At 65.3% G+C, this 21,781-nt stretch carries 15 protein-coding genes and 1 tRNA gene; 4 read left to right on the forward strand and 12 right to left on the reverse strand.

Features of this window, described 5'->3' with window-relative positions; all coding sequences use genetic code 11:
- Positions 1–8: 8 nt before the first annotated feature.
- From GIW81_RS12790 to GIW81_RS12840, 11 genes are all read right to left on the reverse strand, one after another.
- On the reverse strand, positions 9–1,283 hold the full coding sequence (locus GIW81_RS12790) for a porin (protein ID WP_154739775.1): 1,275 nt from the start codon (positions 1,281–1,283) through the stop codon (positions 9–11).
- A 617-nt stretch (positions 1,284–1,900) separates the two neighbouring features.
- Positions 1,901–2,830, reverse strand: a complete 930-nt coding sequence (gene cobA, locus GIW81_RS12795) for a uroporphyrinogen-III C-methyltransferase (RefSeq protein WP_154739776.1) — start codon at positions 2,828–2,830, stop codon at positions 1,901–1,903.
- A complete protein-coding gene (locus GIW81_RS12800; protein ID WP_154739777.1) occupies positions 2,827–5,511 on the reverse strand; it encodes a nitrate reductase in 2,685 nt (894 codons plus the stop codon). The genes cobA and GIW81_RS12800 overlap by 4 nt, the downstream gene beginning before the upstream one ends.
- Positions 5,512–5,513: 2 nt before the next feature.
- A complete protein-coding gene (gene nirD, locus GIW81_RS12805) occupies positions 5,514–5,843 on the reverse strand; it encodes a nitrite reductase small subunit NirD (protein WP_154739778.1) in 330 nt (109 codons plus the stop codon).
- 5 nt (positions 5,844–5,848) lie between these two features.
- Positions 5,849–8,299 (reverse strand): nitrite reductase large subunit NirB, encoded by a 2,451-nt coding sequence (gene nirB, locus GIW81_RS12810; RefSeq protein WP_154739779.1) that lies wholly within the window; start codon positions 8,297–8,299, stop codon positions 5,849–5,851.
- A gap of 5 nt (positions 8,300–8,304) precedes the next feature.
- A complete protein-coding gene (locus GIW81_RS12815; protein ID WP_154739780.1) occupies positions 8,305–10,065 on the reverse strand; it encodes an ABC transporter ATP-binding protein in 1,761 nt (586 codons plus the stop codon).
- 7 nt (positions 10,066–10,072) lie between these two features.
- Positions 10,073–11,158, reverse strand: a complete 1,086-nt coding sequence (locus GIW81_RS12820) for an ABC transporter permease (protein WP_154740750.1) — start codon at positions 11,156–11,158, stop codon at positions 10,073–10,075.
- Between the two features lie 79 nt (positions 11,159–11,237).
- Positions 11,238–12,590 carry a CmpA/NrtA family ABC transporter substrate-binding protein gene (locus GIW81_RS12825; protein WP_154740751.1) on the reverse strand — a complete coding sequence of 451 codons (1,353 nt, stop codon included), beginning with the start codon at positions 12,588–12,590 and terminating at the stop codon, positions 11,238–11,240.
- A 361-nt stretch (positions 12,591–12,951) separates the two neighbouring features.
- The gene (locus GIW81_RS12830; protein WP_154739781.1) at positions 12,952–14,175 is read right to left on the reverse strand and encodes a CmpA/NrtA family ABC transporter substrate-binding protein; all 1,224 of its coding nucleotides are present in this window, start codon (positions 14,173–14,175) and stop codon (positions 12,952–12,954) included.
- Positions 14,176–14,177: 2 nt separating this feature from the next.
- Positions 14,178–14,786 carry an ANTAR domain-containing response regulator gene (locus GIW81_RS12835; RefSeq protein WP_154739782.1) on the reverse strand — a complete coding sequence of 203 codons (609 nt, stop codon included), beginning with the start codon at positions 14,784–14,786 and terminating at the stop codon, positions 14,178–14,180.
- A 150-nt stretch (positions 14,787–14,936) separates the two neighbouring features.
- Positions 14,937–17,168, reverse strand: coding sequence for a TonB-dependent receptor (locus tag GIW81_RS12840; RefSeq protein WP_154739783.1), 2,232 nt, complete (start codon positions 17,166–17,168; stop codon positions 14,937–14,939).
- A 285-nt stretch (positions 17,169–17,453) separates the two neighbouring features.
- On the opposite strand from GIW81_RS12840, the gene GIW81_RS12845 reads away from it, so the two are divergent.
- From GIW81_RS12845 to GIW81_RS12855, 3 genes are all read left to right on the forward strand, one after another.
- Positions 17,454–18,035 (forward strand): hypothetical protein, encoded by a 582-nt coding sequence (locus GIW81_RS12845; protein ID WP_154739784.1) that lies wholly within the window; start codon positions 17,454–17,456, stop codon positions 18,033–18,035.
- A complete protein-coding gene (locus tag GIW81_RS12850; RefSeq protein ID WP_154739785.1) occupies positions 18,035–19,564 on the forward strand; it encodes a PepSY-associated TM helix domain-containing protein in 1,530 nt (509 codons plus the stop codon). Before GIW81_RS12845 ends, GIW81_RS12850 begins: the two co-directional genes overlap by 1 nt.
- 129 nt (positions 19,565–19,693) lie before the next feature.
- Positions 19,694–20,734, forward strand: coding sequence for a linear amide C-N hydrolase (locus tag GIW81_RS12855; RefSeq protein WP_195930554.1), 1,041 nt, complete (start codon positions 19,694–19,696; stop codon positions 20,732–20,734).
- 37 nt (positions 20,735–20,771) lie between these two features.
- Here the strand turns inward: GIW81_RS12855 and GIW81_RS12860 are convergent.
- A tRNA-Leu gene (locus GIW81_RS12860) sits at positions 20,772–20,858 on the reverse strand.
- A gap of 159 nt (positions 20,859–21,017) precedes the next feature.
- Between GIW81_RS12860 and GIW81_RS12865 the strand changes: the two genes are divergently transcribed.
- Positions 21,018–21,779: a hypothetical protein gene (locus GIW81_RS12865; RefSeq protein WP_154739787.1), complete on the forward strand. Its 762-nt coding sequence runs from the start codon at positions 21,018–21,020 to the stop codon at positions 21,777–21,779.
- The last annotated feature ends 2 nt before the right edge of the window (positions 21,780–21,781 follow it).

A 21,781-nucleotide genomic window follows, 5' to 3' on the forward strand; every position in this document is an offset into this window, starting at 1 on the left:
CGGGGCGCCTAGAAGTTGATCAAGGCGCCAGTCGAGACATAGCGGAAGTCGTCGATACCGGCCGGCGCGAAGCCTGTCACTTCGGCCGTATGCTCCCGATACTTCAACCAGATAGACATTGAAGCCGCATCGATTTCCTGCACGGCGCCCACGCCCCAGCGAGTGAACTCCGAGGATGTCGCGCCGGCGCTGAGGGCGATGGGCCCCATCTGGTCGATGTACGTGCCGGCTTCGCCGTAGAGCACCGTATGCCCCAGAGACATCCACTGCCGGCGGATACCGCCCTTCACGTACCACTGGTTCGAGTCGGGCTCGGTGAAGCCGGCGAGCGTCTTCTTGTTGTTGTTGTCCTCCTCGCCATAGGCCGCGTGCAGGAACAGGCCCGTGGCAAGATGCTGAGCATAGCCGCCGACCTGAAAGACGGCCGATTCCTTGCTAAAGGAGATGGGCGGCGGCTGCGTCAGCTGGTCCGTATTGACCGAGTAGCCGATGCCGAAGGCAAGCTTGAAGCCGGATACGGTCCCGGTGTAGCGGCCAGCCACCTCCCAATCGTCGTCCTCGCCGTAGCTGGCGGAGATGGAGAAGCCGGCCATCACCGGACTATCGTAGCGCACTCCGTTCATCACGATGCCGTCGCAGTCACCGCCCCACGGACGCTGCTGCGCGTAGCAATAGCCGAGGTCACCCCACTTCACCGGCAGCAGCACGCCGTTACTACGCATGAAGAAGGCGCCGCCATCGAACAGCACGTAGTTGGCGATCACCTGCGTGCCGGAGAGGTCGGTGAACATAGCAGCGCTCTTCGCCGCGAGCGCGTTTCTGCCGACGGCGAGTTTGCCGTAGTCCTTGCTGGCAATGTACCAGTGCGCCATCTGCACGTTGAGGCCCTGGTCGATGCTCGACACGTTCTGGTCTGCTCCCATGGGATTGTCGGTCAGATCCTGGATGCGCATCATGTAGCCGGCCTTCCATCCAGGGGCGATGGTCGCCTCGCCGGTAATGCGGAAGTTCGTCGCCTGCGTCGGGCCGATGTCGTTGATGTAGGCGTTGTGCTCGACGCCATCATCCCAGAACATGATCTGCTTCGTCACGTAGCCGGTGATGGTGACCGAGACCTTGCGGTTGCCCTTGCGCGCCGTCGTCATCTCCAACTCGGCGATGCGCTCCTCGAGATCGGCACAACAGCCCCCCCCGAGATCAGCTGCCTGAGCGAGGGTGTTACCGCTGGCCGACAGGACAGCGAAGGTTAGAGTGAAGGCGAAAGCCGAACTGAATTTGCGCATGGGCCGTCCTACAGGTGCGATTTTCGATGTCGCCGCGAACAAACAACCTTGCCCGATGAGGGCCGAAGGGAGGTCGCGGCGTGGGAATGTCCGGGCCGGCGCTGGCCCTGTTCGCAGCCTTGCAGAACGGCACCAAAATAGACCACGTCCGCGAGCTGTCACCGTTCTTCATGCTCTTAACCCTGGCAAAGATGCAGCCGATAGCAAGAACATCACAGCTTGCTCGGCCGGCAGGCAATCTAGTGTGAGTTGCCCGATTTGCAGCCACACAGGCACTGAAATTCTGCACACGGAGCATTGGCGTAGCAACCAGATGGGTCGGACGACGAAGCGCCCAAACGGCTGGCGGCCTCGGCGAAAAGGTTGTGCAAACGCTATCCTGCGCGCAGACCGATACGGTGAGCCGGAGTGACCCCCAGAGCCGTCTTAGGCGGTCCTCCACGCGGCGGGGACCCTCGGCGCACATCGGCGAGGTTGGAGGTCTCGCGCGGGTGAGAGCGTCGAGCGCCGAACGGCTCGTCGAGCAGGGGAACACTCCGCTTCATCACGCGCGCGCCGGCAACGCCGACGCGCTGCTTGCAGGTGAATTCCCGAACCTACGCTACAACTAACCTGTCCTAAGCTTCACTACCGGCGTGCGCGCGGGCGGAGCTAGCAAGGCACGCTGCACGCCGCGTGGCCGCGACGCCGATAAGAATGATGCATGGACCTTGCGATGGTGCCGCGGCGATGCGCTGCGGTAGCGTCGCAAGATCGGCGGACATCATCACTTCATCCGCGCGCGTGGCGTTGAACACTGCCGCCGCCGGATGCGGGCCCGGCAGGCCGCGCGCCATCAGCTCGCTGCAGAGGTCGGCGATGGTTGCCTTCGGCATGTAGACGGCGGTGGTCGCTTTCGGATCGGCGAGGCCGGCCCAATCGAAATCTTCCGGCAGCCGGCCGTGGTCGGCATGCCCGGTGATCGCCTGGAAGCGGCGCGCGCCGCGGCGGCGGGTGAGCGACACGCCGAGCGATGCCGCCGCGCCCTGCGCCGCCGATATGCCGGGGACCACGTCGAACGAGATTGCGGCCGTCTCCAGCGCGACGATCTCTTCCTCGAGCCGTCCGAACACCAATGGATCGCCGGCCTTCAGCCGCACGACGCGGCGCCCCGCCTTGGCGAATGCCACCATCAGGTCGTTGATGTCGCTCTGTTTGCAGGCGCGTCCGTATCCCTTCTTGCCGACGTCGATGCGCTGCGCGTGCTGCGGCACCAGCGCCAGAACCTCAGGCGAAACGAGCTGGTCATGCAGCACGACGTCGGCGGCGGCGAGCGCCTTCAAAGCCTTGAGCGTGATGAGATCCGGATCGCCTGGTCCGGCGCCGACGAGGCTGACGTGACCGACGCCGCGCTCCTGCGGCTCCGCGTTCGAGATGTCCGTGTCGGTCGGGCGCGAACGCAACAGCGCGCGCCCAATGTCGGTGACGCGTCGCACGATGGTGCCCGCCAAGTTGGCGAGCGTAGGCGGCATCAGGGGCTGCAGGTATTCGTGCATCGGTGCCTTCATGCCGGTACTACGACACGTGGCGCCGCTGCAGGGGCGGCAAGTTGCGCGTCGAGGATGCTGCGGATTTCAGCGCGGCAGGAGCCGCAATTCGTGCCGGCCTGGGTTGCGGCGCCCACGGCGGCGACGCTGGTGCAGCCGCGCGCGACCGCCCCGGCGATCTCGTTGGCACCGATCCCGAAGCAGGCGCAGACGATGGCGCCGCGATCGATGCCACCGGCGCCTGGACGTCCGGCGAGAACGGCGCTGCGCGTGCGCGGACTGGAGTTGCCCTCGACGAGCTGCGAGACCGCCCATTCGCGCGACACGGCTACAGGCTCGCGCGCTAGAAAAACCGTACCGGCGAGATGGCCGTCCTCGTAGCATGCAAAGCGCATGCGTCCGGTCTCACTGTCGCTATAGGCGGCGGGCTCGCCGTCGCTACCGACGAGGTCGCGAACGAACGCCGGCCAGTCGTCGGAATTGGCGGCGAACGCCAATTCGACGCGCCATCCACCCTCACACTTGGCGATGGCCCAGTATTCCGCTGCGATCTGCGTGGGCTTGCGGCGCAGCACCGCAAACCCGTACGTGGCGGCGACGAAGCGCTCGATGCGCGCCGGCACGTTCTTCAAGGCTGGCTGGCCGGAGGTGGGATCGGTGACCGAGGCGGCCAGCACGTCGACGCGGGCGCGCGAGGCGAACTGGTCGTTCCAGTGCATTGGGACAAAGATCGAGCCCGGTTGCTGGCGCGGAGTGATGAGGGCGCGCACGAGTATGGCGCCAAGCCCCGTCGAGACGCGCACCAGATCCGCCTCGCCGATACGATGGCGCGCCGCGTCCTCGGGATGAATCTCGACGAACGGCTCGGCATAGTGCCGCGACAGGCGGGCGCTCTTTCCCGTGCGCGTCATGGTGTGCCAATGGTCGCGCACGCGGCCGGTGTTGAGCGTCAGTGGGAAGCCTGGCTCGGTTGCCGCGAGGGCGGGTGCTTGCACGTTGACGAAGCGAGCCTTGCCGTCGGGTGTGAAGAAGCGCCCGTCGGTGAACATGCGCTCGACAGAGCTGCCCTGTTTGGTGCGCGGCCATTGGAAGGGTTCGAGATCTTCAAAGCCAGCGGCGTCTATCGTCCCGTGCGCGCCGATGTCGAAATCGCGCGCCCCATCGTTCTCGAACGCCGACAGTGCCGCGTGCTCGGCGAAGATTTCCGCCGGCTCCGAAAATGTGAAGGCGGCGCCGTGTCCCATACGGCTCGCCACTTCGCTGATGATCCACCAGTCGGGGCGCGCGTCGCCCGGTGGCGTGAGGAAGGTCCGCTGGCGCGAGATACGCCGCTCGGTATTGGTCACCGTGCCGCTCTTCTCGCCCCAACCGGCGGCCGGCAGCAGCACGTGCGCCAGGCGCGCCGTGTCGGTTGCCGCAGTCACGTCGGACACGACGACGAACGGGCAGTTGCGGATGGCGGCCTCGACGTTGCCGGCGTCCGGCATCGACACGACCGGATTGGTCGCCATGACCCATAGCGCCTTGATGCGCCCATCGGCGACGGCGCGGAACATGTCGACGGCCTTTAGCCCCGGCTTCGCTGCGATGGTCGGCGCCTGCCAGAAGCGCTGCACGCGCTCGCGATGCACCGCGTCCTCGATGTTCATATGCGCGGCGAGCATGTTGGCCATCCCGCCGACCTCGCGTCCGCCCATGGCATTGGGCTGCCCCGTCACCGACAGCGGTCCCATGCCCGGCTTGCCGATGCGGCCGGTGGCGAGGTGGCAATTAATGATGGCGTTGACCTTGTCGGTACCCGACGCCGACTGGTTGACGCCCTGGCTGTAGACGGTGACGACTTTCTCGGTGGCCGCGAACAGCGCGAAGAACTGCTCCAACGTCGCCCCGGCAACGCCGGTGCGGCGCACGAGGTCGTAGAGATCGAGCAATTCCGCCGACTGCAACGCTTCCTTGAAGCCGGTCGTGTGCCCGTTGATGTAGCGGCGCTTGAGCGCGCCGCTGCGCGCCAGATAGCGCAGCAGCCCGAGGAACAGCGCGACGTCGCTGTCCGGCTTGATGGCAAGATGCAGGTCGGCGATGTCGGAGGTCGCCGTGCGCCGCGGATCGATCAGCACGATCTTCATCCGCGGCCGCTTTTCCTTAGCCGCCACGATGCGCTGATAGAGCACCGGATGGCACCAGGCGAGGTTGGAGCCGGTGAGCACGATGAGGTCGGCGACCTCCAGGTCCTCGTAGCACCCGGGCACCGTGTCGGCGCCGAAGGCGCGCCGGTGCCCGGCAACCGACGAGGCCATGCACAGGCGCGAGTTGGTGTCGATATTTGCCGAGCCGATGAAGCCCTTCATCAGCTTATTGGCGACGTAGTAGTCCTCGGTGAGGAGCTGGCCCGACACGTAGAAGGCAACCGAGTCGGGACCGTGGTCGCGGATCGCGGCGCCAAACTTATCGGCGACGAGATCGAGCGCCGAACCCCAGTCGGTGTGCGCGCCGTTCACCTGCGGGTAGAGCAGGCGGTCGTCCAGACCGATCGTCTCGGCGAGCGCCGCGCCCTTGGAGCATAGGCGCCCAAAATTTGCCGGATGGCTTTCGTCGCCGCGCACGCTGACGTCGCCCGTGCCGCTGACCTCGGCGATAACGCCGCAGCCGACACCGCAGTACGGGCAGGTCGTCTTGATATGGCGCGGCGCGGCCATGTCCATGCTCAGGCCGCCTTGTGCGCGTGCGCTTCGAGGGCGATGAACAGCAGGTCGCCTTCGACCTTCACCGGAATTGTGCGCACGCAGCCTTCGTCCGCACCGAGCGCCTTGCCGGTCTCCAGCGAAATCACCCAGTTGTGCAGCGGGCACGTCACTGCAGCACCGTGCACGATGCCCTGGCTCAGCGGGCCGCCCTTGTGCGGGCAGTGGTCATCGATGGCGAACACGCGATCCTCTGCCGTGCGGAACACGGCGACCTTGCCGCTCGGGGTGTCGACGCAGCGCGCCCCGCGCTGCGGGATGTCCGAAAGGGTACCGATGGCGATCCAGTTCATTGTCGTCACTCCGCCGCCTGTGCCACGCCGACCGCGGCCAGCGGACGGAACTCGTGCTTGTGCAAGCCGGAGACGCGCTCCGACCACGGGTCGACCTGGGCAAACTTTTGCGAGTAGACGAAGCGCTCGTAGAAGGCGCGGCGGCGCTCCACATCGTCGAGCACCTGGCGGCGGACTTCCGCAACGCCGACGCGTTTCGTCCATTTGTAGATGCGCTCCAGATAGCGCCCCTGCTCGCGGTACATCTGGACGAGCGCGACGATCACCTCGAGCGCTTCGTCCTCGGTCTTCACCAGGCCGAGCACCTCGGTGCCCTTGATGTCGAGCCCGGCGGCACCGGCGAAGTGGATCTCATAGCCGCTGTCGACGCAGACGACGCCGACGTCCTTGCAGGTCGCTTCGGCGCAGTTACGCGGGCAGCCGGACACGGCCATCTTCACCTTCGCCGGCGTCCACGAGCCCCACATGAACTTCTCGATGCGCACGCCGAGGCCGGTGGAATCCTGGGTGCCGAAGCGGCACCAGTCGGTGCCGACACAGGTCTTCACCGTGCGCAGCCCCTTGGCGTAGGCGTGCCCCGAGACGAACCCGGCCTTGCCGAGATCGGCCCAAACCGCCGGCAGGTCCTCCTTCTTGATGCCGAGCATGTCGATGCGCTGTCCGCCGGTCACCTTAACCGTCGGGATGGCGAACTTGTCGACCACGTCGGCGATGGCACGCAGCTCCTTCGAGTTCGTCACGCCGCCCCACATGCGCGGCACCACCGAGTAGGTGCCGTCCTTCTGGATGTTGGCGTGGGCGCGCTCGTTGATGAAGCGCGACTGGTAGTCGTCGGCGTATTCACCCGGCCAGTCGCATACGAGGTAGTAGTTGAGCGCCGGCCGGCACTTGGCGCAGCCGCACGAGGTCTTCCACTCGAGCTCCTGCATCACCGCGTGGATGGTCTTGAGGCCCTTGGCCTTGATCAAGCGGCGCACGTCGTCGTGGCCGAGCGACGTGCAGGCGCACATCGGCTGCACGGCAGCGGGGTTGTAATTGTCGCCGAGCGTCAGCGTCATCAGCTGCTCGACGAGCCCCGTGCACGAGCCGCACGATGCGGACGCCTTGGTATGGGCGCGCACATCGTCGAGCGATGCGAGACCTTTCTCCTTTATGGTGCCGACGATCTTGCCCTTGCATACGCCGTTGCAGCCGCAGATTTCTGCGTCATCGGGCAACGCTGCAACGGCCGCCATAGGGTCCAGCGGCGAGCCGCCCTGGTACGCCTGGCCGAAGATCAGCGTGTCGCGCATATCGGAGATGTCGACCTGCTTTTTCTTCAGGTCGTTGAACCAGGCGCCGTCCGTTGTCTCGCCGTAGAGCACGGTGCCGATGATGCGATTTTCCTTGAGGACGAGCCGCTTGTAGACACCGGCGGTAGCGTCGCGCAGCACGATTTCCTGGCGGTCGTCGCCGTCGGCAAAGTCGCCGAGCGAGAAGAGGTCGATGCCGGTGACCTTCAGCTTGGTCGGCGTGTCGTTGTGGACGAACGTTGCGCTGTCGTCGCCGGTGAGGCGCGCGGCGGCGACGCGCGCCATTTCGTAGAGCGGGGCGACGAGGCCGTAGACCTCGCCGCCGATCTCGGCGCACTCACCCACAGCGAAGATGTCGGGGTCGGACGTGCGCATCCCCTCGTCGACCAGGATGCCGCGTTTGGTCTCGAGGGCGGCGTCCTTGGCGATCGACGCGTTCGGCCGAATGCCGGCGGCCATGATGACCAGTGTCGCCGGGATCACGCGCCCGTCGGCGAGCATGACGCCCTCGGTGCGGTGCTGGCCGATGATCGCCTGGGTCGTGGCCTTGGTGACGACCTTGATGCCGCGCGCTTCCAGCTCCCGCTGCAACATGTACCCCGCCGCCGGATCGAGCTGACGCTCCATCAGGGTCGGCATCAGATGCACGACGGTCACGTCCATGTCGCGCGCCTTGAGGCCCGCAGCGGCTTCGAGGCCGAGCAGGCCGCCGCCAATGACCACCGCCTTGGCCCGCGACTGCGCGGCGACGAGCATCGCATTCACGTCGTCGAGGTCGCGATAGGAGAGCACGCCCGGCAGGTTGTTGCCGGGTACGGGCAGAATGAACGGCACCGAGCCGGTGGCGATGACCAGCTTGTCAAAACTCTCGGTCACACCGTGCTCCGACGTTACCGTCTTCGCCGTGCGATCGATCTTGGTAATCTTGTGCCCCTTGTAGAGGGTGATGCCGTGCTTGATGTACCAGCCGTCGCCGTGGATGATGATCTGCTCGTAGTCCTTCTCGCCCGACAGAACCGGCGAGAGCATGATGCGGTCGTAGTTGACCCGCGGCTCGGCATTGAAGATCGTGACCTCGTAGCGCTCCGGTGAGCGCTCGAGCAGGTGCTCGAGCATGCGTCCCGGAGCCATGCCGTTGCCGATGATGACGAGTTTTTCGCGCATGCTGTTCATTCCGCTGCTTGGATGCGCAGGCGCGGGCCGGCAGCCAGACGTTCGGCTCGCTTGCGCTTGATGTCTTCGAGAAGGGCAGGCGGCGGGTTGGCGCCGCCTTCATACGCTTCGAGGAAGTCGAGGAGCTCCTCGCGGTACGCGTAGTAGTCGGGGTGTGACAGAAGCATCTTGCGCGAACGCGGACGCGGGAGGTTCACCTCCATGATGTTGCCGATCGTCGCGTTCGGTCCGTTCGACATCATCACCACGCGATCGGCGAGCAGGATCGCCTCATCGACGTCATGGGTGACGCAGACGGCGGTGACCTTGGTACGCGCCCAGACGTCCATCAGCACGTCCTGCAGCTCCCAGCGAGTAAGGCTGTCGAGCATGCCGAACGGCTCGTCGAGCAGCAGCAGCTTGGGCGACAGGGCGAAGGCGCGGGCGATGCCGACACGTTGCTTCATGCCGTTGGACAGCTCGGCGGCGCGCCGGTGCATGGTGTCACCGAGGCCGACGCGGTGCAGATAGTATTCGACGATGTCGCGCCGCTCGGCGGGGCTGGCCTTCGGATAGACGCGGTCGACTCCGAGCGCGACGTTCTCGCGCGCCGTAAGCCAGGGCATGAGCGAAGGGGACTGGAAGACGACGGCCCGATCGGGGCCGGCGCCGGCAATCTCGCGACCGTCGAGGACGATGCCGCCGCTCGACAGCTTGTTGAGCCCCGCCGCCATCGACAACACCGTCGACTTGCCGCAGCCGGAATGGCCGATGAGGGTGACGAACTCACCCTTCTTCATTTTCAGGTTGAAGCCGTCGACGACAGTGAGCGGGCCCTTCGGGGTGGGGTACGTCTTGCGCACCTCGTAGAACTCGACGTAACGCTCCTCGATGGGCGAATGGGCCGCCTTCTGATAGGCGAGCGGCAGTTCGTTCTTGGGCGCCTTCGCCGTGATCGGCGTAACGTTCGGCAGCACGGGTTCGGCCTGCGTGCTGGCGGCGCGTGACGCGCCAAGCTCCATGAGGCAGGCGGTCACCTCGCCGCGGATACGGATGAACTCGGGGTCCGAGTTCATAGCCGCGCGGTCGCGCGGGCGCGGCAGATCGACCTTGAAGGACGGTCCAAGCGTCGCCTTCGGCCCGGGCGTCAGTGGAATGATGCGGTCAGCGAGGAGGATGGCCTCGTCGACGTCGTTGGTGATGAGGATGATGGTCTTGCGCTCGCGCGAGGAGATCTCCGCGAACTCGTCCTGCAGCTTGGCGCGCGTCAGCGCGTCGAGCGCGGAAAGTGGCTCATCGAGCAGGATGATCTCGGGTTGGATGGCGAGTGCGCGCGCAACCGCCACGCGCTGGCGCATGCCGCCAGACAGCTCCGCCGGGCGCCGGTCGAGCGCGTGCGAGAGGCCGACCATATCGATATACTTGTGCGCGATGGCGCCGCGCTCGGTGGCGGACTTGCCCTTGTGGACGGCGTCGACAGCGAGCGACACGTTGCCGTAGACGCTCAGCCAGGGCATCAGCGAATACGACTGGAAGACGATGCCGCGCTCAGGTCCCGGGCCGGAGATATCCTTGTCGCGAACCTTGATGCTGCCGCTGTCCGGCTTGGTCAGCCCGGCGATGGCGGAGATCAGCGTCGTCTTGCCCGATCCTGAGAAGCCGACGATGGCGATGAACTCACCCTCGGCGACGGAGAGGTTGATGTCGGCCAGCACATCGGTGCGCGCCGCGCCCTCGCCGTAGCCTTTCGAAAGTCCGGTGATTTCGAGGAAGCTCATCTGTGTCTCACCGGTTCGTCTGGAAGGTGAAGGCCGACTGCAGCGCGTACATCACGCGGTCCAGCATGAAGCCGATGATGCCGATGGTGAGCACCGCCACCATGATGCGTGCCAGCGAGAACGACGAGCCGTTCTGGAACTCGTCCCACACGAACTTTCCGAGCCCAGGGTTCTGCGCCAGCATCTCGGCGGCGATCAGCACCATCCAGCCCACGCCGAGCGACAGGCGCATGCCGGTGAAGATCAGTGGCAAGGCGGACGGCAACACCAGCTTGCGAATGGTCGTCAGCGTCGAGAGCTGCAGCACCTTGCCGACGTTGACGAGATCCTTGTCGATCGAGGCGACACCGAGTGCGGTATTGATGAGTGTCGGCCAGAGCGAGCAGAGCGTTACGGTGATCGCTGAGATCAGCAGCGCCTTCGGCAGCGCATCGCTCGGGTTCACGTAGAGCGCCGAGACGATCATGGTGACGATCGGCAGCCAGGCGAGAGGTGACACCGGCTTGAAGAGCTGGATGAGCGGGTTGATCGCGCCGTTCAGCGTCCTCGACAGACCGCAGGCGATGCCGAGCGGCACTGCGAGTATTGTCGCGATAATGAAGCCGAGGCCGACGGTCTTCAGCGACGTCAGGATCTGGTCGAAGAAGGTCGGCTTGCCCGTATAGGCACGCCACTTAACCTCTTCCGGCTTGCCCGCTGCGGCGAGGGCGGTATTGCGCTCCTCTTGGCGGGCGTAGAACGCGGCTTCCTTGGCGCGCTCGGCGTGGTGATCGGCGAACAGGTTCAGCGCCTGCTCCCACACTTGCGCCGGCCCGGGTAGAGCCCCGAGGGAGGTGTCGACGCGCGGGGCGAGCATGCCCCAAGCAAGGACAAACATGCCGATCCCGAGCAAGGGGATGATGAGCACGCGCTTCAACTCGCCGAGCTGCTCGCCGACGTTGTCGCCGGCCGCGATCTTCAGCAGGGGCGTCACCCAGGCAAAACCGAGGGCATCGAGCCAGCCGGCAGCCTTGTTGATGCGAGCAAAGCGCCTTTCCTTGCGGAGGAGGCGCCCCGCGTCGGCGGCGGCAATCGTGTCGGATGCGGTGGTCATGCTCATTCAGCCCTGCGTCAAGTCAAGCGGTTGAGAGTGGCGACGGCCGCCGTGGGCAGCGGCCGTCGCGGGGCAGCTGTCATCCCCCGACGACTTCGCTGCCGTCGACCTTCTGCTGGCCCTTCAATCCGATGGGCAGCGCGTCGATGTAGGCGTTCGGCTTGCGCCCGTCGTAGGTGATGCCGTCGATGAACTCGGCCGTCGGTGCGCGATAGCCGTCGGCAGTCCAGGGGAAGTCGGCTTCCTTCGCCTTGCCTTCGGCGACGAGGAGCTTTGCCGCCTGCAGATAGATCTCGGGGCGATAGACGCTCTTGGCGACGGTTGCGTACCAGTCGTCCGGCTTGCCTTCGGGGATCTGGCCCCAGCGGCGCATCTGCGTGAGGTACCAGACGGCGTCCGAGTAGTAGGGGTAGGTCGCGAAGTGGCGGAAGAAGACGTTGAAGTCCGGCACCGCGCGCTTGTCGCCCTTCTCGTACTCAAAGGTGCCGGTCATCGAATTGGCGATGACTTTGGCGTCGGCGCCAACGTATTCCGACTTCGACAAGATCTCGACCGCCTTCATGCGGTTGGCGTTGTTGTTCTCGTCGAGCCACATGGCGGCGCGAATGAGCGCCTTGGTCAGCGCGAGCGTCGTCTTGGGATTCTTCTCGGCGAACGCCTTGGTGATGCCGAACACCTTCTCGGGGTTGTTCTTCCAGATCTCGTAGTCGGTGACGATGGGTACGCCGATGCCCTTGAATACGGCGGCTTGGTTCCACGGCTCGCCGACGCAGTAGCCATGGATGGTGCCGGCTTCGAGCGTTGCCGGCATCTGCGGCGGCGGCGTCACCGACAGGAGCACGTCGGCTTTGATCTGGCCTGAGACGTCGTTCGAGGAATAGAGGCCGGGATGGATCTTGCCGGCGGCGAGCCAGTAGCGCAGCTCGTAGTTGTGCGTGGACACGGGGAAGACCATGCCCATGTTGAAGGTCTTGCCGTCGCCGCGGAACTTGTCGACCACCGGCTTCAAGGCATCGGCCTTGATCGGGTGCGCGGGTTTGCCGTCGGCCACAGGGATGCTCGGCTTCATCATCGCCCACACGTCGTTGGAGACGGTGACGGCGTTGCCGTTGAGGTCCATCGAGAACGGCGTGACGATTTCAGCCTTGGTGCCAAAGCCGATGGTGGCGGCGATCGGCTGGCCGGCGAGCATATGAGCGCCGTCGAGCTCGCCGCTGATGACGCGGTCGAGCAGCACCTTCCAGTTCGCCTGCGGCTCGAGCGTGACGTAGAGGCCCTCTTCCTCGAAGAAGCCGAGCTCCTTGGCGATCGCCAGCGGCGCCATGTCGGTGAGCTTGATGAAGCCGAGCTTGAGCTCGTCCTTCTCGGGTACCAGCGGCTCGGCCCGAGCGGAGAGCATCGAGACGAGCATCATGGCCGCGAAGCAGGCCATGAAGGCGAGCGTGGCTATGGAGAAGCGGTTTGGCTCGCTGGCGGTGGTGCTGGCTGCAATACCTTCGGTGCGCATCAATCGTCCCCTCACGTGGTCCCAAAACAAAAAAGCTGCCGGTCAAGACCGTGCGCACGCGCGCAAGGGCTTGATCGGCAGCTTTGCCTGATGAGCGCCCGCCATTGGGCGCTGTCGGTTACTTAAGAGCAGAAACCGTGCCAACTGGCAGCATTCTGAAAAATCAATATTTATCAGATGCTTAGAAATTCATAGTCGGTTCGAAGGATTCGGCGCAAGACCAAATAATAGTCACTGGCGGCACCAACCGGCATAAAGTTTGTGCAGTGCGGCATGTTGGCATGCACTAGCCACTTTGCGAGTTGATGTACGCCTCAAGCCGGTCCGGATCGAACAGCGTGCCGTCGAAAAACCCGTCCGGCCCGAGTGTCAAGCTGGCCCCCGCCGAGCCGACCGGCGTCGGCGCCTTGAGCGCTCCTTCCACCTTGGCGTTGGCAGTGGGCAGCGCCACGCCGAGCGGCTTCAATGCGGCGCGATAGAGGTCGGGCCGATAGGTCTCGCGGGCGATCGCGGCGTTCTCCGCCGAATGCGCGATCTGCCCCCAGCGGACCATCTGCGAATAGAACCACAGCGCGTGGCTCTTCCAGGGGAAGGTCGCCGCCTTGGCGAAGGGCACGAAGAACTCGGCGAGGCGCCGGACCTCCCCGCCGCCGACGTCGAGCTCGCCCGACAGACCGTGCAGCATCCACGCGGCCGGGCGCCCCAGATAGGCGGTGCCGGCGAGGATGCCGGCAAGCTCACTGTGGTTGCCGGGGTCGGCGCACCACTGCGCCGACCGGCACAGCGCGCGCAACAGCGCCGCCAGCGCCTCCGGGTTATCCGCCGCCCATTTGGCGCCGGCGCCCAGCACTTTCTCCGGGCTCGAACGCCAGATGGCCGCCTTCACCGTGGCGATGCGTCCGTGTCCGGCGATGGCCGCCGCGGTGCTCCACGGCTCGCCGACGCAGTAGCCGTCGATGCCGCCACTCGCCAGGGCGTCGGCCATCAGCGGCGGCGGGACGATGACGATCTCCACGTCGCGCCGCGGATCGACACCGCAGGCGGCGAGCCAATAGCGCAGCTCGTAGTTATGGCCGGAGAACGGGTGCACGACCGCAAAGCGCAGCACCGGCTCCCCGCGCGCCGCCCGCTCGGCGCACACCGCCTTGATGCCGCGGCCCGTCGATGCGGGGTCGAGGTCCGGCGTGGCGCCGTGTCCGAGCATGCTTGCCCAAAGTGCGTTCGAGACGGTGACCGCGTTACCGCCGAGCCCGAGTGCCATCGGGGCAATCGTCGGGACGGCGAGCGGCGTAAGGCCGAGATTGGCGGCTATCGGCATGGGCGCCAGCATGTGGGCGACCTGGAAATGGCCGACGGCCATGCGGTCGCGAATGCTCGCCCACGAGGTCTCCCGCATCAGCACGAGGTCGATGCCCTCGGAGGCGGCGAACCCCTTTTCCTTGGCGGCGATGAGGAGAGAACTGTCCAGCAGCGGCATGAAGCCGGCGAAGATCTGGTGCCCCGAGCTCATGGTCAGGAATCCTCCGGCGGAGCGAGCAAGCCAGCGGCCGTGATCAGGCTCTCGGCGATCTCGGAAATCTTGCGGTTCTGGTTCATGGCGGTCTTGCGCAGCAGCGCGTAGGCATCGGCCTCCGACAGTCCGCGCGTCGTCATCAGGATGCCCTTGGCGCGGTCGATGAGCTTGCGGCTTTCCAGCTCTGTGCGCGCCTCCTGCAGCTCGTGCGCCATGCGGGCGAACGCGTTGAAGCGGCTGATGGCCATGTCGAGGATCGGTTTCACGCGCTCGCGCTTCAGCCCGTCGACCACGTAGGCGGAGACGCCCGCGTCCACCGCCGCCTCGATTGCCGCCTGGTCGGAGCGGTCGACAAACATGGCGATGGGCCGCTTCACCGCTTTGGATAGCTGGAACATGTTCTCCAGCATGTCGCGGTTGGGGTTTTCGAGGTCGATGACGATGACGTCGGGGTTAACGTCGGCGATGCGCCGGGCGATGCCGGCGACATCGTGCACGATGGTGAGATTGTCGTAGCCCGCATCGCGCAAGCCCTCCTCGATAACCGCCGCACGCAGCCGGTTTTCGTCGATGACGAGGATCGAAAGCGTGGTCGGCGCTGCCGGCATGCGGTCGCTCTTGGAGGACGCAGCGTGCGAGCTGCTGCGACGCGCGCCTTAGCACGCGGCCCTCCCCGCAGGCAAACGGTCTGCTTGCCTGCGGCCTCCCAACCAAGCGCGGAGAGCGGCAGATTTTCTGCTCGTCCGCAGTCCCCAAACCTAGAAGCCGACTTTGAGCGAAGTTCCAAACGTCCGCGGCGGCAGAAGCGTGGCGCCGGCCTCATACACCGTCGCCTGCGCCACCTCGTCGGTCACGTTGTTGATGAAGGCGCGCGCCACGATCGGCCCTAAGGTGTAGCTGGCGCCGATATCGAGCAACGTATAGTCGCCTGCCTTATAGGCCGGCGCGTTGACGTAGCTGTAGTAGCTGCTGACGTACATGGCCTTGCCAGTCAGCTCGACGCCTTCAACCGGGCGCCAAGCGAGCATCAGCGACGGCGTCACCGCAGGGTCCAAGCCGAAATTGTCGCCCTTCACTATCTGCAGAGTTGCGGCCGTGACGTCGATCAGCTCGGTCTGCAGAAGTCCCACGCCTGCCGTCACGTCGAGGTCCTTGGTGACGGCCGCTTTTGCTTCCAACTCGAGACCGTAGGAGCGCGCCTTAGGCTCGTTGATGATGGTGTAGTCGAGAACCGACTTCGAGATGAAGAGCTGCTTGTCCTTGTAGTCGTTGTAGAAGGCGGTGACGCCGACCGATAGCTGGTCTTGCAGCAGACGATTGCGGTAGGCGACCTCGTAGGTCCACATCGTCTCGTCTTGGAATTCGAAATAGACCCCGGTGTAGATGTTGGCGAAAGCGCCGCCGGGGTTGTAACCCTTGCGCACCGTGGCGGCGATCGTCTCGTCGACGTCGAGATGGTACTGCAGTCCAATCTTTGGCAGCAGATAAGTTTCCTCGTTGCTGTACAGACGCGTCGTCGGCGGTGCGAACAAGGCGTCGACGTACGTGAACCGGTCGTCACGCCGGTGATCCACGCGTCCGCCGAACAGTAGGTCGAAGCGCGGGGCGAAGTTCCACGCGACGTCCGCGTAGACAGCTTGGTTCTCGATGTCGAAGTCTTGTTGCAACTTGATTGGCACGGTGATGCCGTAGTAGCGGTCATCCTGCGTGACGGACACGCCCACGACGCCAGTCATGTTGCTCACGCCGCGAAAGCCATACTGCAAGTCTTGGGCGAAGCGCGTTTCCGTCACGTCGTCGATCTTGGTTCCAAGGCTCTGCGGCGCGCTGCTGAAATGGTCGGAGAGGTAGCTCGTGACGGATTTCAGCTCTTCCCGGGACGACAGCGCGTACGTGGCGGTCAAGCCGCCGACCCACGCTTCCGTATCGAAGATGCGAATGTCGTTGCTATAGAGGGCGACCCGATCGCGGTACCGGTGCGTGCTTTTCGACGGCAAATCGACAAAAGAGTTGAAGGCATTGTCGAGGCCCGACTGGTATTCCGCCGTCGCCAGCACGGTCAGACCCGGGATGCTGTCGGGCTCGACCAGGAACTTGCCGCGTAGGTTGAGCGTGCGAAAGTCGTTGAGTTCTTCGAGATCCTTACCTGCCGGCGGGATGGCGTCCTTGACGAGCACGTCGTACGGGTCGTCGCCTTCCTCGTATTGGATTACGAGCCGCATCGCCGCCTCCGATGAAAGCGGCGCATTGGCGACGCCGGCAACGCGGTAGTTGAGGCCCGAAAACTCGTTCCACGTGATCTCAGAGAACGATTCGCCATACCACTTGAACTCGGGATCGTTGGTCTTCACCACGAAGGCGCCGGCAAACGCATTTGTGCCGACCACTGCCGGTTGCGGGCCCTTCAGCACGTCTACCCAGCTCACATCGTACAGATTCTGGAAGGACGAGTTGGCGTAGGACGACACGCGCGCGACGTGGTCGACGATCAGCACCGATTGGGGCGAGGTGCCATAGAGCAATGTGCCGCCGAGATCCGACGGTCCGGCGCCTTCGCCGCGGATGGCGGGTAGCGTCGCGCCGCCGGCGGCCGGCGTCAGGTTGGGTGTGGATTTGATGACGTCATAGACGCCCGTATCGCCCGATCGTTGGACGTCGGCAGCGGTGAAGGTCGTCACGCCGCTCGTATTTTGCTGCGACGCGCGCAGCAGTTCGCCGGAGAGCCCTTGGCTGGGTGCGGGAGGCGTAGTTGTGGGTGTCGGTGCAGCGCTGACGACAGGCGCCGCGCTCTTCTGCTTCGCCTTGGCGGTCTTCTTCTTCGGCGCGGCCTTTTTCTGGGCGGGCGCGTCGACGACGACCGGCGGCAGCTGCGTCGAGCCGGCGGCGGGAGGCGCGGGTGTCGGAGGTTCGGGCGCCTGCGCATTGGCGCTGGACGCAAGCAACAAGAAGCCGCCCGCCGCAATGGCGGCGGTGTACGCACACAAACGCATTCGAGTCCCCCGAGGCCCCGTACACTACAGATACACGCGAGCGCTCGGCGCCGACCGGGAGCTCATGCCAAGCAGTGTTCAGGCATGAGCGCGTATTGTCTACCAAAATTGTATTGAATCCGTGCGCGTGTGGCATTTTGCGCGCGAAATCTGCGCAGCTATTGTTTACGTGCAACGTCGACAATCAAATTGTCGCGTGCAAATCTCGTCATGAGGTGGCGTGTCGGTGCATCCACCTGACAGGGGCCGCGTGCGATTGCGTGCGCACATGCCGGGGATGCGCGGATGCGCGAGCTACTATCGATCGAGCTGCTGGGGACGCTTGCGTCGACGCTGCTTTTCTTCGCCGGGCTGGCGCTGCTGCGCTGGCGCTGGCTGCAGCGGTCCTCGCGCTTGCTGACTCTTGCCGGCTGGCTGCTCGTTGGCGCCGGCATCTACGGATACGTCTATAGCTGGGGTGGCGAGGCTGGCACTGCCTACGCCCTGCTGGCGCTCTCGGCCGTCGCCTTCCTCGTCGTTTGGTACGGGCTGGAACGGCGCGTGGCGCGCGTGCGGCCGGGCCGCGAGGTGGCGCTGGAGCCTGAGGACCGGCCGACGAATTGGCCGCGCGCCATCGCCAAAAGCTTCCTCGCCTTCGTGCTTGCCGGCGTCGCTGCGGTCGGCATCGGTGTTGCCTTCGCCATCCACATGCCGCTCGTGCCGACGGACCGCATCGTCATTGGCGGCTTGCTCGTGCCTACGTTATGGGGTGCGGGCATGGCGTGGACGCTGAGCGATGCAAAGCTCGTGCGCGCCACGCTGCTCCTCGCTCTCATCTCCGCCGCAGCCTATGCCGCCGCCTTCCTTCCCAAGATGTTGAGCGCCTGATGCACGACAAGGTTCAAGTGAAACCGCCGAAGCGGCAGTTCCTCTCGCCCGACTTCGTGCGCGCGATGCTCGCCGGACACTCGGCCCTAGGACTGGCATTCGCGGCGCTCATCTACATCGTCTGCCTCACCGGCACCGTCTCCGTGTTCCTCATGGAGCTGCAGCGCTGGGAGCAGCCGGACGGCCCGCGGGTGACGGAGACGCCGTCGCCGGAGGTTATCGCCGCCGCCGTGCGTGCCGGGTACGAGCAGGCGCGGGCCGACAACGCCGCGCACGATCTGTTCGTCAGCGCCCCGCCCCGCACGCCGCAACGGATCATGGTCACCTATCACGATCATGAATCCGGCGTTGAAGGCGATTGGCTTGCCGATGCCGACGGCCGCCTGGTGACGCGGGTTTCGGCGGCGTGGTCGGAGTTCATCAGCTTCCTGCACATGCACCTGCACCTGCCGCGCACTTGGGGCAAATATCTCGTTGGTCTGACGGGCGTGGCGCTGCTGTCGTCGCTCATCTCCGGGATCCTCTCGCATCCGCGTATCTTCAAGGATGCGTTCTACCTGCGCTGGGGCGGCTCGCGGCGTCTGCAGGAGGCGGACCTGCACAATCGGCTCGGCGTATGGGGCTTGCCGTTCCACGTCGTGGTGACGCTCTCGGGCGCGCTGCTCGGCCTGTCGACGCTGATCGTCGGCGTGCTGGCGCTCGCCGCCTACGACGGCGATCGGGAGAAGGCGTTCGGCACGCTGTTCGGTCCGCGCGCCACGGACAGCAAGACGGCGGCGCCGGTGCCGGATCTGGCTCCCATGATCCGCCAAGTGCAGGAGCGCGAGCCGAAGGCCGAGGTGGCGAGCGTCTTCGTCGAGCACGTCGGCACCGCCGGCCAGGTGGTGCAACTCGGCATGCACATGCCAGGCAAGATCGCCTTCTCGGAGACGTTCCACTTCCGCGGCGACGGCAAGCTGCTTCCCGACCCGACCAAAGCCGAGGCTGGACCGGGCCGGTGGATCCTCGGCGCCATCCAACCGCTGCACTTCGGCTGGTTCGGCGGCCTGCCGGTGAAGGTCCTCTATGGCGTGCTCGGCCTCGCGCTGACCATCGTCACCCACAGCGGCGTCGTCATCTGGCTGGCGCGGCGGCGCGACAAGGGACGCCCGGCGCCGGGCTGGGAGAAGGTTTGGGCGGTGGTCGGCTGGAGTCAGCCGCTCGCCTTCGGCGTAACGGCGATCGTCGCGCTGCTCATCGGCGAAGGGCGTTTGGTCGCGATCTACCTCGCGACGATTGCCGCGGCGCTCGTGCTGGCCTTGGTGATGCGCGACGGGACGTCGACGGCGCGGGCGTTGCGCGTGCTGAGCGGGCTGGCACTGCTCGGCGCCGTGGCGACGCACGCCTACCTCTGGTGGGGGCGCATCGCCGATCCGATGGCGTGGTGGGTCGACGCGGCGATCGTCGCGGCTGCGCTGCTCATCGCTCTGCCGGCGCTGAAGCGCCGGGCGCGGTCGGCTTCGCTGCAGCAATTCCCCGTCGCGGCGTAATGCAAGCTCAACTTGAGCCAGAGCCGGCCTGGATCTAGGGGTTCCTCGGCTTTTTACCCGTTGCGCTAAAGCGAAACAAAGACGTCGTCTGACAATATGTCTGGATCGCAAAAACCTAGGTTGCATCCGATGACGAACCGCCTGTCTCGCCGCCAAGCCCTTGCCGCGCTCGCCGGCGCGGGAGCCGTCGCCGCGATGCCCTCATCGGCGCGTGCCTGCAGCCGCGTCTTCTGGAACGACAACAAGGTCAAGCTCGTCGGCCGCACGCTCGACTGGAGCCGCCACTTCAACGAGGAGATGTGGGCGTTACCCGCGGGCATGGAGCGGTCCGGGCGCGTGCCCGACAATGCCGCCACCTGGTCGTCGCGCTATGCGAGCCTGATCATCGCCGGCCTCGGCATCTGCACCGAGGAAGGCATCAACGAGAAGGGCCTCGTCGTCAGCCTGCTCTTCCTCGACGGTACGCAATACGAGACGCGCAACTCCAAGCGGCCCGGCATCGCCTTCTACCAGTGGCCGCAGTTCTACCTCGACAACTATTCGACGGTGAACGAAGTGATCGCCAACCTCGACCAGGTGCAGATCGTCAACACCGGCCTCGGCGACGAATATCCGAACGGCCTGCCGCTGCACGTGGCGCTCGCCGACCGCGACGGCCAGTCGGCGATCATCGAGTTCATCAAGGGCGAGCCGACGATCCACTTCGGCCGCCAGTATCAGGTGATGACCAACGAGCCGGCCTACGACCAGCAGGTCGCCAATCTGCTGCGCTACAAGTGGTTCGGCGGCACGATCGACCAGCTGCCCGGCGGCATCCAGGCCGACGAGCGCTTCGTGCGCGCTGCCTATACGCTCAAGTATCTGCCGAAGACGGACGACCCCGCGCAGGCCGCCGCCAGCATGATGAGCCTCATGAACAACGTGTCGGTGCCCTTTGGCAGCCCCTACTCGGGCGTCTCGGGCACCTACCCGACGTGGTACCGCTCGATCATCGACCCGGACAGCCGCCGCTACTACGTGCAGACGGCGATCACCCCGGGCACCTTCTGGGTGGACATGGACAAGCTCGACCTGAAGCCCGGCGCCGCGGCGCGCAAGCTCCCCATCTTCGATCCGGATCTGGTGGGTGAGGTCGGCGCCGCCTTCAAGGACGGCAAGCCGTCGGTGTGATGTCCTGAATCGCCGAACGCGGCCGCTCAGAAGTAGGTGGTGCCCCAGGCCCGACTCGAACGGGCACATCCTTGCGGACAACAGATTTTGAGTCTGTCGCGTCTACCGGTTCCGCCACTGGGGCAAGCCCGTCTGAGAAGCGCGCCTTGGCCTTCGCGCTGCCGACCGGGGCCCCTTCCCTACACATGAAGCGACCGTCACGCAACGGCGCTGTCGCCACATTTGACGCGTGCATGAACGTGAAAATAGGTACAAAATACCGCTTTGCTGGCTCCATATTGCAATGTCGTTTTCTCAGCTTCGCAGCGTCAGGCGCGCTCCGTCTCCCGAGGCCGATAGCTCGGCGCCGAGCGGCTGGAAACGCTTTCGGGCGGTTCTCGGCGCCTACCTTCTCAACGGCGGGCTCGCGGCCCACGTGCAGGCTGCTGCGGCGGTCGTCGCGGTAGGTTTGGCGATCTACACGCTCAACACGTGGAAGACCCAGGAGCGCGCCAAGAAGCGGAGCGAGCTGGCATTCGAGATCCTATCCCGCACGATGTACGCAGCCGGCGAGGTTCGTGAGTTGCTCGGCTGGGGCGACATTGACCTCCAGTCAAACGATGCCGAAGCGTTTCTCAAACGCGTCATTGCGAGCGATGACCGCGCGCGCTTCAAACAGCTCTCCGGAAAGATGAGCGAGCTCGACCTTTACAGAACCGTGGCCGGGTTCACGGTCCGCAACGGTCCGCTCGATGCAGACCTGCTCTTCATCAGCAGCAGCATCAAGCGGCTCGATGGCTGCTACGACGAACTCGACAGAATGAGCCGTACCGATGTCGGGGCTCGACCCGAGGTGTGGCAGACTATGGTCATTTCCCAGGCCAGAGACCTCGGTCACGCTTGGTCGAAGGCCCTCGATACGGCGTTTCTCAAGACCAACTGCACGCTCGACCAAGACGGCTTCCACGCCAGGGTCGACCTCGTCTACAAGCAACTCGTTCCAGAGCTGGAGTTCAACGCCCCCGCCGAACTGAGGCATCCCGTCGACAGTTCAGCGAAACAGTAGCC

This window comes from Hyphomicrobium album (assembly GCF_009708035.1).
GTDB lineage: Bacteria > Pseudomonadota > Alphaproteobacteria > Rhizobiales > Hyphomicrobiaceae > Hyphomicrobium_A > Hyphomicrobium_A album.